A 15,671-nucleotide genomic window follows, 5' to 3' on the forward strand; every position below is an offset into this window, starting at 1 on the left:
GAGGTTGATGGTGATTTTTTCGGTATCACCTGCCTTCGGTTTGTTTGTCAGTTGTGCGGCGTCGGCTTTGTGGGGGGCCATTGCGTCATTAAGCGTTGACAGTCGGTTAAATCATCCACAGACCATCCAGGAAACATCCAGTCGGAATCCAGGTGGATGATCAATTAATAGGTGAAGGACGGCGCAGGCGCAAGGCGAAAGTCAGGATGTATCCCGGAGTCATCATGTGCGGTCCGAAGGGCACAAACCGGTGGCAATCTTCGACCGGCTGCTCATTTGCCCCGGGGTGCCTCAAGTCAAGGATTGAGGCGTTGGAAGTATCTGCCAACGCATGAGCCCGAGATGTCGGAGCATGCCGAATTCGCGCGCGCCGCCAGGCCTGCGCGCTGAAGCTTTGGGTAATTTGGCCCCCTCCCCCTTCTGACGAACTCGTAGACGGCCGCGGTGCAATAGCGGCCTTCCGGGCCCGCATAGGTGCTCAGGTTGACGTCGACAGGCACGCTCGGGTCCTTCAGCGTTAGGTGCGCGGGCTGGTTTTCCGTATGGTTCGTGTTCGAGAGGAACACGGACGAGAGCCAGTCGAAGGTGAGCTCCTTATGGAGCCACGATCGCCTGAACGAATCCGGGTAGGCCGCGAGCTCGTCGCCTTGTCGTCCGGCCTGCACGAATGCGGCTTGTGCCGCGAGCGTCCCGCTCTTGATGGCCGCATGCGAGCCCTTGATGCGCAAGGCGTTGAGAAAGCCCGCATCATCGCCGACGGGCGCGCCACCCGGGAACACGAGCCTTCGGCAGTGACATCAGGCCGCCCGCCGTCATGGCGCGCGCGCCGTACGCGATGTGAGGCCGGCGCAAGGCATGAAGGCACCAATTGCGCGCGCGCCGCACCATCGTTGTGCGGTCCAATCTTGGCATCACCATCGCACGAAAAATGATTCTTGCTGGAGCAAGATGCCGCAAGCAGAATGGGCCGTCACAGTAATCGCTACCAAACTGGCATCACAATCGACACGCAATCCAGGGAGATTGGGTGTCAGTGGTAGAAAGCCCGGTTGCGCCAACCGACATGAGTGTACTTTGGATGGCTCATATCGTATTCTCTGAGCCTTGTTTCGACAGCAGTAACGCGTCGATAGCAGGTGCTCGATCATCCCCAGCCAGCCTCAGCCTGGCCGCGACCTTTCAGCGCTTTCGTGGGGCACAGGAAGGGCCTCAATCTTGCAGGTGTCGCAGGCAGGCCCCTCAAGAGGGCAAGCACTAGGATCGACCAAGATTCCATGAACCCGATTGAACTCGATGCGGTTCACGTCCCGTGGCTCCACGAGCGCGACCGAATAGCCCTTGCTCCCGAAGATGATGGCTGCAAGCCCCTCGAGAGTCTCCTCGATGCGCCGATGGACTCGGGGGCCTTCCTGCGCCTCGCTATTGGCATCGCGTCGGCACTGGGCGAAGTCCACCAGGGTGGATTCGTGCACAAGGACATCAAGCCGGCCAACATCCTGGTGAATCCCGACCGTGGTGAAGTTCGGCTCACGGGTTTCGGCCTCGCCTCGCGGCTTGCGCGAGAGCGTCAACGATCCGAGCCGCCCGAGTTTATCGCTGGCACGCTCGCTTATATGGCGCCCGAGCAGACCGGGCGGATGAATCGTTCAGTCGACTCCCGCAGCGATCTCTACGCGTTCGGCGTGACGCTCTACCAGATGCTCACGGGAAGCCTGCCATACACCGCCGTCAATCCGATGGAATGGGTGCACTGCCATATCGCGAGAGAGGCGGTGCCACCGAACGAACGCGCGGTCCACTTGGCACCAGTCCTTTCCGCGATCGTAATGAAGCTGCTTGCCAAGACCCCGGAGGAGCGCTACCAGACCGCGGCAGGCGTTGAAGCGGACTTACGACGCTGCCTTGCGCAATGGGAAGCCGAGCGACGCATCGGCCAATTCCCGCTCGGCGAGCATGACATGCCAGACCAGTTGGTGATTCCGGAGAAACTGTATGGGCGATCGCGCGAGGTCGAGACCTTGTTCGCCGCCTTCGAGCACATCGTCGAAACCGGGGCGCCTGAGCTGGTGCTGGTCTCGGGATACTCCGGCATCGGCAAGTCCGCCATCGTCGACGAGCTGCACCAGGTGCTGATGCCGTCGCGTGCGCTATTTGCGGCCGGCAAGTTCGACCAGTACAAACGAGACATTCCCTATTCGACGCTGGCGCAAGCCTTTCGGAGTCTGTTACGGCCGCTGCTTGGCAAAAGTGAGGCGGAGCTGGGGCGCTGGCGTGACGCGCTTCGCGAGGCCTTAGGATCGAACGCGAGACTTTTCGTCGATCTCGTTCCCGAAGTGGAGCTCATCATCGGAGCGCCGCCGCCAGTCCCGGAGTTGCCTGCACAAGACGCGCAACGCCGAATTCAGTTCGTGCTCAGTCGGTTTATCGGCGTTTTCGCCCGGCCAGAACATCCGCTGGCGCTCTTCCTCGATGACATGCAATGGATCGACGCGGCGACGCTCGACCTGCTGGAGGACCTGTTGACGCGGTCCCGTCCGCCGAACCTGATGCTGATCGGCGCTTATCGTGACAACGAAGTCAACGCCGCGCATCCGCTGACGTGCAAGCTCGATGCCATCAAGACCGCAGGCGGAGCGTTGGCGGAGATCAAGCTGGCGCCGCTTGCCCAGGAGCATCTTGAACAGTTGATCGCGGACGCGCTTCGCTGCGAGCCAGAGCGTGCCACGCCGCTCGCGCAACTGGTGCTGGACAAGACCGGCGGCAATCCATTTTTCGCCATTCAGTTTGTTGCTTCGCTCGACGAAGAGGGAATGCTTTTCTTCGATCACGAAGCGGCGCGCTGGTCCTGGGACCTCGATCGCATCCATACGAAGGGTTATACCGACAATGTGGTGGACCTCATGGTCGGCAAGCTGAATCGCCTGCCCGTCGGAACACAGCAAGTGCTGCAAACACTTGCATGCATGGGTAACAACGCGGAACTCACCCTGCTGGAGACGGTATCCCAGCGGCCGAGAGGCGAATTCCAGCAATGGCTCTGGGAAGCCATTCGAGCAGGTCTCATTTCCTGCACGGAGGACTCTTGCAGCTTCGTCCACGACCGGGTTCAGGAGGCGGCGTACTCCCTGATCCCGGAAGACGCGCGCGCACAGATCCATCTCAGGATAGGCGGGTTGCTCGCTGCCTGCTTGCCGCCGGAAAGGCTGCCGGAGATGATCTTCGAGGTCGTCAACCAGCTTAACCGCGGCGCGCACCTCATCACGTCACAGGACGAGCGCGAAAGGCTCGCCGAGCTGAACCTGATCGCCGGCAAGCGCGCGAAGGCCTCGTCTGCCTACGTCTCTGCGCTGACGTATCTCAGCGCCGGCGCGGCGCTGATAGGGAAGGATACCTGGGATCGCCGGCAAGAGCTTGCCTTCGCCCTGGAACTGCATGAGGCCGACTGCGAACTCTGGACAGGCGCGCTGCCGTCAGTGGAGCACCGTCTCGCGACGCTTGCAACGCGCGCTGCGGATACGGTCCAACGTGCGGCCGTCGCGAGCCGGCGCGTGGATCTTTACACGATGCTCGGGACTAGCGACCGCGCGGTCGCGGTCGGTTTGGAATACCTCCGGCATGTGGGCATCGACTGGGCAGCTCATCCCACCCAACTGGAAGCGCGTCGCGAGTATGATCGGATCTGGTACCTGGTGGGAAGGCGGCCGATCGAGGATCTCATCGACCTGCCGCTGATGAAGGATCCGGAGTCTCTGGCTACGCTCGACGTGCTCACCACGCTTGGCGCACCGACGTTATACACCGACGAGAATTTGTACGCGCTCACCGTTTGCAGAGCGGTCAATCTCAGCCTAGAGCATGGCAACAGCGACGCAGCACCTGCGCACTACGTCTCGGTCGGGCTGATCGCCGGCAGCCGCTTCGGCCATTACGACGCTGGTTATCGACTCGGAACGATGGCCTGCGATCTGACCGAACGCCGCGGACTGAGGCGCTTGGGAGGAAAGACCTATTCGGTCTTCGCGCTCGTCGTGCCTTGGACACGACCGCTCCGGGAGTGTGTCGACCCGGCTCGACGTGCCTTTCAGATGGCGAACGAGCAAGGCGACCCGACATTTGCAGCATACGCCTGCCGCAATATCAGTTCCAATCTTCTCGCTTCGGGTGTTCCCCTCGATCAGGTTGAGCGTGAAGCCGCGCAAGGATTGGAGTTTGCGCGCACGGTGCGTTTTGGATTCGCGGCCGACATGATCTCCGCCCCGCTCGCGCTCGCGCGCACGCTCCGTGGCGAAACCGCCAAATTCGGCTCGCTCGAGGTTGGCCCGTTCACGGAGCGCTCGTTCGAGGCGCGCCTCACCGGTCACCCGGCCCTGGCCTTGCCTGAATGTTTCTACTGGATCCGAAAGCTGCAGGCGGGCTTCCTCGCCGGCGACCACGCATCGGCGATCGATGCCGCGGAAAAGGCGGAAAGATGCTTTTCGACGTCGGCGTCGCTTTCGGTCATGCTGTTGGAGAGGGTGGAATACCATTTCTATGCCGCTCTCTCCCAGGCAGCCTGCTGCGAGCCCATAGGTCCCGAACCGTATGCGAAGCATCGAGACGCGCTGTCGGCACATCACCGACAACTCCGCGCATGGGCGGGAAACTGCCCTCAGAACTTCGAGGATCGTGCGGTGCTGGTCGGCGCGGAGATTGCGCGCATCGAGGGGCGACTGCCCGAGGCAATGGATCTGTACGAGCGAGCCATTCGCTCCGCGCGATCGAACGGCTTCGTTCAAAACGAGGCGCTGTCCTACGAACTGGCTGCCCGCTGCTACGCCGCGCGCGGCCTTGAGGAGATTGCGCATCTCTACCTGGGAAACGCACGGCGTGCCTATCTGCGGTGGGGAGCCCATGGGAAGGTGCGACAACTCGATCAGCTCTATCCGGGGCTAAGGCAAGAAGGGCAGGAAGATCGTGCCCCGGGCTCCGTGGGCACGATCGACTCGCCGGTTGAAGATCTTGACCTCGCCACTGTGATCAAAGTGTCGCAGGCAGTGTCGGGCGAGATCGTCCCGGAAAAGCTCATCGAAACGCTGTTGCGTACGGCCATCGAGCACGCCGGCGCGGAACGTGGGCTGCTGATTCTCCCTCGGGACAACGAACTCCTGATCCAGGCTGAAGCGAAGACTTGCGGCAGCGCCGTGACGGTCAGCCTGCGAGAGACGCCGGTTTTCGCGGACGCGCTTCCAGAGTCGGTGGTACGTTACGCCGCGCGTACCCAGGAGTGCGTGATTCTCGACGGTGCTTCAGTCCGGAGTCCGCATTCGAACGATCAGTACATCGCTGCTCAGGGCGTTCGATCGGTCCTTTGCCTGCCGTTGATGAAGCAAGGTGCGCTGGTTGCGCTGCTGTACCTGGAAAACGGGCTTGCACCAGGCGTTTTTACGCCCGGCAGGATTGCTGTCCTGAAGGTGCTTGCTTCCCAAGCGGCGATTTCGCTCGAGAACAGCAGCCTGTACCGCGAGCTTCAGAACCGGGAAGCGGAGGTCCGCCGACTGGTCGACGCTAACATTGTCGGGATCCTGATCTGGGACCGGCAAGGCCGGATTATCGAGGCCAATGACGCATTTCTGCGCATGGTCGGGTACAAGCGCGAGGATCTCGTGTCGGGGCGGCTGCGGTGGACCGACCTGACACCCCCCGAATCACTTGCCCATGAACTCCAACAGGTCATTCCGCAGCTCGAGCTGAGCGGCAGCGCGCAACCCTTCGAAAAGGAATATCTCCATAAGGATGGTCACCGCGTTCCCGTGCTCGTCGGGGCGGCCGCTTTCGACGACGACCGCAGGCGTGGCGTGGCCTTTGTCGTCGACATGGCCGAGCGTAAGCAAGCGGAGGAAGAACTGCGGCGCAGCCGCCAGTACCTGGCGGAGGCACAGAAAGTCAGCCACACCGGAAGCTGGGCATGGTGCCCCGCCTCGAAAGCAATTCTGTACTTTTCGGAGGAGTGCTATCGCATTTTCGGGTACGACCCGGCGCAGGCGGTCCCATCAGTCGAGTCCACCCTGGAACGCATCCATCCCGAGGACCGGCCCGGATTCCTGGCAAACCTGGACCGATATGTGCGCGACGGTGTGGAGTTCGAAGTCGGGCACCGCCTGCTCCTGCCAGACGGCAAGATGCGCTACGTCCGCACCCTGGCACATCCCGTGCTGGCAGCTTCCGGCGACCTGGTCGAATACATCGGCACCGTCATAGACGTCACGGAGCAGAAGCGTGCAGAGGCGGAGCGCGAGGAATACCTATGGTTCCTCGAGTGCATGGACCGCATCAACCGCGCCATGCAGCGAACGAACGACGTCGAGGGCATGACGCGCGGCGTGCTCGAGGAGGCGCTGGCGATCTTCGGTTGCGATCGGGCCTGGCTGCTGTATCCCTGTGATCCCGATGCGCCGGCGTGTCGCGCGGTGATGGAGCACACCCATCCTGACTATCCGGGCGCCTTCGCGCTCGACCAGGAGCTGCCGGTGGACCCCCGCGGAGCCGAATTCCTGCGTGACATGCTGCACGCCCCAGGAGCGGTGGCAGATCCGGGCATCCCGCCGGAGATTCGCGACCGGTTCAACATCCTTTCGATGATCGCGATCGCGGTTCGCCCCAAGGGCGACCGGCCGTACCTGTTCGGATTGCACCAGTGCTCGCGCCCGCGCTCCTGGACCACCGTGGAGCGGCGGCTGTTCGAGGAGATAGCCAGACGCCTGGAAGATGCGTTGACGAGTGCGCTCGCGCACCGCAACCTGCTCATGAGCGAGGACGCGCTGCGCACAAGCGAAGAACGCTTCCGAACCCTGGTCGACCACGCGACGGATGCGATGTTCCTGTACGACCAGGAGGGCATCGTGGTCGACGTGAACCGTCAGGCCTGTGAAGAGCTAGGTTACACACGCGAAGAGCTTATCGGAATGGACACCAGTCAGTTTAACGTAGACGCCTCGCCAGAAAAGCTCCAGCAGACCATGCAACAGTTGCAGGAGCTCGGAAGTGTGACATTCTACGCCCGCCGCCGGCGAAAAGACGGCAGTCTCTTTCCCGTCGAAGTGCGTGCACGGGCGTTCAACCGCCGCGGGCGCATTTTCGCCATTACCCTCGCCAGCGACATCACCGATCGCAGGCGCCGCGAGCAGCGGCTACTCGCGGAATTCAGCGTCACGCAGACGCTGTCGGAAACGGGTTCGATCGAGGAGGCGGCACCGCGCATTCTGCGCGAAATGTGTGAAGCCCTTGAGTGGGACTGTGGCGCAATCTGGCGCGTCGACTCGGAAGCGGGCGTGCTGGTGCACGTGCAATCATGGCCCTCGTCCACCTTCGCGCGGTCCGGTTCCGAGTTAGTGTCGGGGACAAGTGGCTTCGACATGGGGCTCTCCGAGCGGGTATGGTCGAGCGGCGCACCCGTATGCATCCCCGACATGGCTCTCAACTGGGAGCTCCCGCGGACAGAATCTGCCGCGAAGGAAGGGCTCCACGCGGCCTTCGCCTTCCCGATCATGCTCAAGAGCAGCGTAGTGGGCGTGATCGAACTCTTCAGCCGCGAGGTTTGCGCCGCCTGCCCCGAGTTCTTGCAGATGATGACCGCCGTGGGGTACCAGGTCGGGCAATTCATCGAGCGCACGCGAGCGGAGGACGCTTTGCGACAGGCACGGGAAAGGCTCGCGCAGGCGTCACGGACAGCGACCGTGGCCGAGCTGTCCGCGTCCATCGCCCACGAAATCAATCAGCCGCTACAGGCCGTTGTGGCCAACGGGCAAGCGTGCCGACGCTGGCTCGCTGCAAAGCCGCCCGACATCGACAAAGCCCGACTCAGCGTCGAAGCCGTCGTCCGTGATGGCATCGCCACTGCGGACGTGATAAGCCGCATTCGCGCGCTGTTCAAGCACACAGCTCCTGCAAAAGCCGATCTTGACATCAATAAGCTGATACTTGAGGTCTGCACTCTGATGGCTGACGACATTCACGCGAATGTGATCTCGCTGGAGACTCAGCTAGCCCAAGACGTGCCGATGATCAGAGCCGATTCGGTGCAGATTCAGCAGGTGATCGTCAACCTTGTGCGCAACGCCATTGACGCAGTGTCAGCAACGGTGGAACTACCGAAGTCGCTATGGATCCGCTCCCGGCGCGATGGGGACAACGTGGTGGTCGACGTTCAGGATGAAGGCATAGGGTCGGAGAATCTGGAGACGATATTTGAGCCATTTGTCACCACCAAGGAAACAGGCATGGGCATGGGGCTGGCAGTCTGTCGGTCGATCGTCGAAGCACACGCCGGCCGTATCTGGGTCGTGCGCAATGAGGTTCGGGGCGTGACCTTCAGCTTCTGCCTTCCGACTGATCCTTCGGATGCAGCATGAAGCCATGCCTTCGACTCCTGCTACCTCAACGCAGATCGCCTTCCGCCTGGTAGCCGCCGCCCAGTGTTCTTGTCAGCACAATGGATTGCTGCAGACTTTGGGCGGTCAGTTGAAGCATCGCCAACTGCTCCTGTATCTCGGTCTCGCGTGCCTGCTCCACTTGCAGCCTGTTGGCCAGCCCCCGTGCGTATTGCGCTGATGCGCTGTCCAGCGTGAACTGCACCGCCTGAAGTTTCCTCTGTTGCATGATGGTGCGCTCATCCAGGTCCTTGAGTGCGCTTCCTGTTTGCGCCACATCGCGAACCGCATTCAATACGGCCTGGTTATATTGCAGAATGACGGCATTACTCGCCGCTCTCTCTCCGCTCAGATTGGCGTTGAGGCGACCGCTATCGAACACCGGAAGATAAAGGCCCGGTGCAATGTTGATCTGCTGGCTTGCATGCAGAAAGAGTTGGGAAAGGTCGAGGGCGTTGAAACCGAAGAAGGCCTTGATGTCAAAGGTCGGATAAAACGCCGCTTTTGCCGCCGCTACCTGTTTCAAGGATGAGACGACATACCAATGGAGCGCCTGCAGATCGGGGCGGCGCGCAAGGAGCTGGAAGCCGAGCTTTGACGGTACGCCCGTTGCCACAACCGGCAGCGTTTTAGGCGCAATGTCCACGGGTTCGCGTGAATCCGCGCCAATCAAGGCACGCATTGCCTCTAGTCCGTTTGTCACCTCATCAGATGACTGCGAGATCTTCTGTTCGACAGAGAGTAGCTTGGCCTCCGCTTGTTTGGCGGTAGTCTCGGGTTCAAGCCCGCGCGCAATCTTCGAACGGTGGGCATCGACCTCGACGGCGATGGCATCACGCTCTCGCTTCAGCAGATCGATGGCAGAGAGCGCGGTTTGCACGGAATAGTAGAGTCTCGCCACACCCGTCGACAGTTCGAGCGCAACCTGTGCCGCCTCTGCTTTCTGTGCGTTCTCAGCGCCGATGGCCGCAGCAATCTCCGCTCGATGCCGCCCCCAGATGTCCAGGTCCCACGCGCCCCCTAATCCGATGAGCCCTGTCGTATACCAGGGGCCGTTCGCTCCGATAGCCGGTTCAAATCCCGAATAGGCGCTCAGGAAACCGTGGGATGACACGCGCTCACGATCGACAGACCCGATGGCGCTGACCTGCGGTCCGGATGCCGCCGCCACCAGTTCCGCCCGCGCCTGAGCCTGTGCCACACGCTGATGTGCTAACGCCATCGTCGGGGAGGCCGATAGTGCGCGATCGATGAAGGCAGTCAGTTGCAGGTCATCATATTGCAACCACCATTTTTCGGACGGCCAGTCGCCTGCGGTCACGTCCAGTTGCTGGGGGAGCTCGACCTGCGTTGCATCTACCTGTTGAACCGGAGCGCTGTCGTGATGAATCAACGCGCAGCCGGCCAATACCGTAACGCTTGCCATGGCAAGGCAACGCAAATGACGAGAGAGACTGCCTCGCAGGGCCGGCGACATGGAATCCATCATTGTGCTCGCACGCTGGCTGGAAGACCCGGCGCGCGAGAGCCGGCCTCCCCAACCCACTCTGGTAAGCCAGAGACCGCTTGCAGTACGCGATTGACCTCGGCACTCAACTCCGCGACGCTGCCCTCAGCGCCCTCTTCCAGTCCGTTTCCGACCAGGTATGCCTTGGGGCCCGCCAGCCTGGGGGGCCTTGCGCCGGGCGTCGATTCTTTCAGCCCCGTTGCATACGCCATGATTGCCGAGCCGGCGTTCGATGCGAAGTCGCGTGCGGCATCGCTGAGAAGCGTAGGCATCCTGCCGCTGGCGACATCAAAGGCGCTTCGCAGCGCGTCCGCGGCAAGCAGCAGCTCTCGCGCGGCAACAAGCACGGAATTTGCGCGCAACGCGACGCGTTCTTCTTCGCCTTCGCGCCAGGTTGGCTCAAGCGCGACCCGCAATAACATACCCTCGCAGTCATCGAGCGCAGCCCATGCCGCCATTCGCTGCTTTCCAATACCCGGGCTATCTTCGGCGACTGTCGGATGCCCGAGACTTTGCAGCAGCCTGGCCGTTGAAACGAGACTGGCCGAGAGCCGGCGCCTGAGCAACGCTGCCTCACCTTCTGGCCAGAGGCTCATCTGCACAAAGGTGGCGACTACTATGCCAAGGAAAATGCCAACCATGCGGTCCCGAATCTCTGTCAGCTCAAACGTGGGCGCGAATTGCTCCAGAAACGCCAGCGAGAATGTGAACAGCATCTGCGCGCCCGCGTAGCTGATGCGCTCCGAGCCAGCAGCCACCCATGCTCCGATAAACAATACCGGTAGAACGTTCACGACCAGCGCCGCAATGCCGTCAATTGCTGGGAGAATGAATACGATCTCGAACAGCGCCAGAAAACTGCCAATAGCGGCTCCCCAAAAACGCAGCAATGACCGTCGGCTTGACGCACCGAGACTGGGCTGGGCCACAATCAGACACGTCAGCATCACGGTATGGGCACCTTGCCAGTCGGCGGAGTTGTAGAAGAGGTAGCACACCAGCACTGCCAGCAACGTCTTGAGTGCAAACTCTGCGTACACCGGGTTATTAAAGGCGTCCGGTGCGAGTAAGGGCTGTCTCGGCGGCTTGTGCATGGCGTCGCCCTGTGCCGCCGTGAAGGCGTCGAGTTCCAGTAAAGCGCGATCCATCGCCACCAAGGCCCAGGGAAATCCAGCGGAAGATATCGAGCCAACGGCGGAGCTTCTTCGCTCTTCTGCAATGGAAAAGGGTTCGTCTCTAACGATCGCGCCGGCCAAGGCTCCGCAGGCCTTGTGCAAGGACCGGACCCTATCCCTGAAAATCTCTGAGAAGAACAAAGTCTGCCGCAGGTTTGACGCGGCGACATAGAGGTTCGAAACCGCTGTGACAGTCGCAAGATCGCGCGCCTCGGCAATGTCATCGCGCCTGCCGCGCATCGCTGTAAATCTCAGCAGCTTCTGGAGAGCGGTCGTTGTGCCCTCTACGTCCAGTGCGGTAATGGATCCGGGCGTGGATGCGCCGCCAAGCAATGCATCCAACCTCACCTGCACTACCATGAGCTTCGATACCAGCATCTGGCGCAATTGCTGCCGAGGTTCAGCCGGCAGAAGTAATGTATTGATGACGAGCGTGATGGCAATCGGGTAGCAAACCGATACCCATACCCAAAGGACCGCCCTGACAAGCGCTTCCGCATTCGGCGTTACGTCGACAAACGACTGGACATAGATGATTACGATGGCGCCAATGAAGAAAACAATGCCAAGCTGGAAAACCCGCATTCCGTAGACACAGCAGAAGAATATCAGGCTGGCTAGTACGATTCGCAGCAGCGGATAGTCGAAGGTGAACTTGAGCAGGAGAATCGAGATGCTCAACGCAATCGTGGCCCCGGCAAGAAACAGGATTCCCGTTATCCTGGTGAGGACGACATTCGACTGTGTTGCAAAGAACGTCACAAGAATCGACAGCGCGAGAAACGGCACCTGCAGCGTCATGGAAATGACGATCACAACTGCGGCGCTGGCTACACAGCGTAGTGTGACGTTCATCCGGCCGGGGAACGGGTTAAGCTCGTCACGCAGAAATTGCAGAAAGCGATTCATGTCTCAGCACGCCTGGGTATTCTCACTGCGCAACTCGCCGGTCATTCCGCTCAGTCGGGTGGAATGTCGCCACCGCGGAAGTTCCCACTCGAAAGAGATCCGGATTCGGGTTCTTGATCCTGATCTTTACCGGAAACCGTTGTGACACGTGCACCCAGTTCAGGCTGCGTTGGACTTTCGGCAACCCTTGCGCCAGGGTCCCGCCATCGTCGGGGGCCACGCCGTATCCAACCGAGTCCACTTCTCCCTCGAAATGCACCGCTGTCTTGCTCATGAGGTACACCGTGGCCCGAGTGCCTGGCCCGATATTCCCCAGCTCCGTCTCGCGCAGATTCGCTATGACATACCATCGTGTCGTGTCGATGAGCGTGAACACGGGCGAAGATGCCGACGCAAATTGACCGTGTGTGGTTCGAAGCGAGACCACAACACCGTCGAATGGTGCCCTCACCGTGGCGAATTCAAGGTTCAGCTCGGCAGATGCAATCTCCGCCTGCACGACCGAGCGCTGCGCCTGCAACGCGTCCACACCGCTGACCGCAGCCGTCGCCTCACGCGCCTTCAGCTCCGCCGCCGTGAGCTCCGCTGCGGTGCTTCGCGCCGATGTTCGCGCCTTGTCCAGATCATCGGCCGAGACATACCCCTTCCCGACAAGCGGCTCCATCCGACGCAGAGTGTCTGCCGCCTGCGTCGCGGCAGAACGGGCGCGATCGACGCTGGCCCGAGCCGCAGACGCATTCAATGCCTGTGCGTTGACCGAACGCTGCGACAGCATGATCTGCTGGTCCAGTTGGACCAGGGAAGCGCGGGCCTTGTCCAACGTATCCTGGAAGGGGCGCCGGTCCAGTTCGAACAGGAGATCGCCTTTCCTTACACGCTGGTTGTCCTGAACGGCGAGGTTCACGATCCGACCCGATACCTCGGGAACCACATTGACCGTGTCTGCATACACGAATGCATCGTCGGTCCGAGGCTCTGTATCCACGCGCCAGACAACAATGATCCCTAATCCAATAGCCGTCACCAGAAGAAGGAGGGTCAACAACTTCTTCCTTCGGCTGTCCGTGCTGTCTTCCATGGGCTTCTGCTCTCGATAGACGTCAGAAAAACAACAGCCAACCCGCGAACGCCAGCAGCGCCAACAGGGCTGGGTAAGCAATGGCTGGGGGGGAGAGCCAGTCGTTGAGCCCGGCGCGCAGCAACAGTAGTCGAATCAGAACCGCAGCCAGAACGGCTCCGACGATGCAGAACAGCCAGTCGGGGTAGTACGCCCCAAGCACGCTTGTTGACGGGGACCGGCTACAACCATGCAGCAGGCCAAGGGTCCACGCTACCCTCGCCAACTTTGGCCGGCCAGCCATGCCGCCGCATCGACGCCCTTCTTTCTCGCTAAAATCCATGACCACGTCACCATTATTTCCAGATTGCGTGACAAGCGTCCCCCAACGGCTGAGCAGAGGTCAACGCGGTGGGGGCTGAGAATTTCGATATGGAAGCGAGAATCCGACGACTATCATTCGACCGGACGTTTCGCATCACACACCTTCGGATCGCCGTCCTGATCGCGGGCCTGAGCCTCACCGCAGGACGTGATGGCGGGTACGCGGACAGGTGAATCCCTTCGACCGCATCACGCTCCCGATACTTGCAATCATCGTAATGGGCCGTTGCCCGTACCGCCTATTACATGTTTATGGTGCCCGGCTACCTGCTCAGCCCATCAACCGGCATCGCCAGCCGGCGTATCTTCTCGAATTACTGAATCACGCTCAGCCGATGTCTCTCCGCCGTCGCTGGCTCTCCGTACCGTTACTTGCTGCACTGAGAACGAATAGCCACTGAGACACACGGGCCACCTTCTCGCCTGAGTCACCGGCATACACGGGGCGGACTCCAGCTTTATGTAATAGCGGTCCTTCCCCCTGCTCACTATCATCCAGACAAGGCAGGACGAGGAAGCGAACCCCAGCTTGGTGAGCGCCCAATGCTCCGGCCTGTCCCCACACCATGGTCCTTCTGCATCGGCGGCACGCGCGCGCGCAACGAGCCGATACATGCAGACAGTCAGACAACGTCGTCATCGCACCCTGAAATGCGCGGCGCTCACGTTCGATCATGCCGGACGCGGGCTCGTGCACGGTCGCCTGCCGGCAGGCGTGGTGCAGGTAGCGGCTTCAGGGAGCCGACCAAAACCGCGCGTAACCATTTCCAGGGCCTTTTCGCTTTCTATCACTTCACGTTTCGGAGACGTACATGAGCAAGAAAGTAGCGGAAATCATTGTCGAAGTTCTCGAACAAACCGGCGTACAGCGCTGCTACGGCATAGTGGGCGACACGCTCAATCTTTTTGCTGAGAACCTGGAGCGCAGCTCCATTGAATGGGTCAGCGTTCGCCACGAGGAAGCGGGTGCCTTTGCCGCGGGCGCGGAGGCGCTGTACACGAATAACCTGACGGCGTGTGCAGGGAGTTGCGGTCCGGGCAGCTTGCATTTCATCAACGGATTGTATGAAGCCAATCGCAATCGGGCTCCTGTCGTCCTGATCGCGAGCCAGGTGGCGATGAGTGAGATGGGTTTTGAGTTCATCCAGGAGGTGGACTTCAAGTCGATCTTCAAAGAATGCTCGGTATTCTGCGAAATGATCCTGACACCCGAACAGGCCAGGAAGAAAACGGTGATGGCTTGCCAGGCCGCATTGGCCGGCCGAGGCGTCGCAGTGCTGATCGTGCCGGTCGACGTGTCCCACGGCGAAGTGAAAGAAGACTTCCCTTATCGCGTTCATCATAGTTGCCCGACCATTCGGCCGAGCGACGCCGAGATCGAAGAGATCGCGTTGACCCTCAACGCAGGAAAGCGGATCGCAATCTATGCGGGGTCTGGCTGCGAGGGGGCACTCGACGACATCGTGGCGGTGGCTGACCGGCTCAAAGCACCTGTCGCCCACACCTCTCGCGGAAAGTGCTTCCTCGAGCCGGACAATCCCTACAACATCGGCATGACGGGCATCCTGGGGAACGAAGCCGGCTACAACGCCCTGCTCGAATGCGACACGCTGTTATTGCTGGGCGCGGATTTTGCGTGGCGTCAGTTCTATCCCGACCAGGCCAGGATTGTTCAGATCGATATCGACCCTACGCATTTGGGGCGGCGACATCATGTCACGCTGGGTGCAGTCGGCGACATTCAACCCACGCTGCAGGCGTTGCTGCCACACCTGGAGCGCAAGGACGACGCTTCGTTCCAGGAGAAATACGTCAAGCGTTACGCCGAGGCGATGGCATCGGCAAGAAGCCAACTCGCACCGGGACACAACGACACCATCCCCGGCTCGTATCTGACGTCGGTGATCAACCAGTGCGCCGCCGACAATGCGCTCTTTTGCGCGGACGATGGCACGCCGGTGGTGTGGGCGCTTCGCTTGCTCGAGGCCAACGGCAAACGCCAGATCTTCGGTAGCCTTCTGCATGGAACCATGGCGACCGCCCTCCCGAGTGCATTAGGACTACAAAAGGCAGATCCCAACCGACAGGTGATAGCCATGTGCGGAGATGGTGGCCTTTCCATGCTTTTCGGCGAACTGCTTAGAGCCCGTTTGAAAATTCAAGGATGGGCGATTCTGCGTAGCAGCAGGCCGCCCATCGCGATATAGACCATAGCTTCCGATACGTCAGTTCGC

Annotated in this window: 6 protein-coding genes and 1 pseudogene; 2 read left to right on the forward strand and 5 right to left on the reverse strand. The window is 60.9% G+C overall.

Annotation, left to right across the window (positions count from 1 at the left end; translation table 11 throughout):
- Window positions 1–407: 407 nt before the first annotated feature.
- A pseudogene (locus RM96_RS27075) lies at window positions 408–837 on the reverse strand (4Fe-4S dicluster domain-containing protein); the annotation flags it as partial.
- Between the two features lie 437 nt (window positions 838–1,274).
- Between RM96_RS27075 and RM96_RS27080 the strand changes: the two are divergent.
- Window positions 1,275–8,387, forward strand: coding sequence for a PAS domain S-box protein (locus RM96_RS27080; protein WP_039014829.1), 7,113 nt, complete (start codon window positions 1,275–1,277; stop codon window positions 8,385–8,387).
- Window positions 8,388–8,412: 25 nt separating this feature from the next.
- Here RM96_RS27080 and RM96_RS27085 read toward each other — a convergent pair whose 3' ends face one another.
- The 4 genes from RM96_RS27085 to RM96_RS27100 are packed head-to-tail and all read right to left on the reverse strand — an operon-like array spanning window position 8,413 to window position 13,396.
- Window positions 8,413–9,894 (reverse strand): MdtP family multidrug efflux transporter outer membrane subunit, encoded by a 1,482-nt coding sequence (locus tag RM96_RS27085; protein WP_238587428.1) that lies wholly within the window; start codon window positions 9,892–9,894, stop codon window positions 8,413–8,415.
- Window positions 9,891–11,996: an FUSC family protein gene (locus RM96_RS27090; RefSeq protein ID WP_052279772.1), complete on the reverse strand. Its 2,106-nt coding sequence runs from the start codon at window positions 11,994–11,996 to the stop codon at window positions 9,891–9,893. The genes RM96_RS27085 and RM96_RS27090 overlap by 4 nt, the downstream gene beginning before the upstream one ends.
- A 22-nt stretch (window positions 11,997–12,018) precedes the next feature.
- Entirely contained in the window at window positions 12,019–13,074 is a 1,056-nt protein-coding gene (mdtN, locus tag RM96_RS27095) for a multidrug transporter subunit MdtN (RefSeq protein WP_039014830.1), read from the reverse strand.
- Between the two features lie 22 nt (window positions 13,075–13,096).
- Window positions 13,097–13,396, reverse strand: a complete 300-nt coding sequence (locus RM96_RS27100) for a YtcA family lipoprotein (protein WP_238587429.1) — start codon at window positions 13,394–13,396, stop codon at window positions 13,097–13,099.
- Window positions 13,397–14,249: 853 nt separating this feature from the next.
- On the opposite strand from RM96_RS27100, the gene RM96_RS27105 reads away from it, so the two are divergent.
- Window positions 14,250–15,644, forward strand: coding sequence for a thiamine pyrophosphate-binding protein (locus RM96_RS27105; RefSeq protein ID WP_238587430.1), 1,395 nt, complete (start codon window positions 14,250–14,252; stop codon window positions 15,642–15,644).
- The last annotated feature ends 27 nt before the right edge of the window (window positions 15,645–15,671 follow it).

This window comes from Cupriavidus sp. IDO (genome assembly GCF_000812465.1).
In the GTDB taxonomy this organism is placed as follows: domain Bacteria; phylum Pseudomonadota; class Gammaproteobacteria; order Burkholderiales; family Burkholderiaceae; genus Cupriavidus.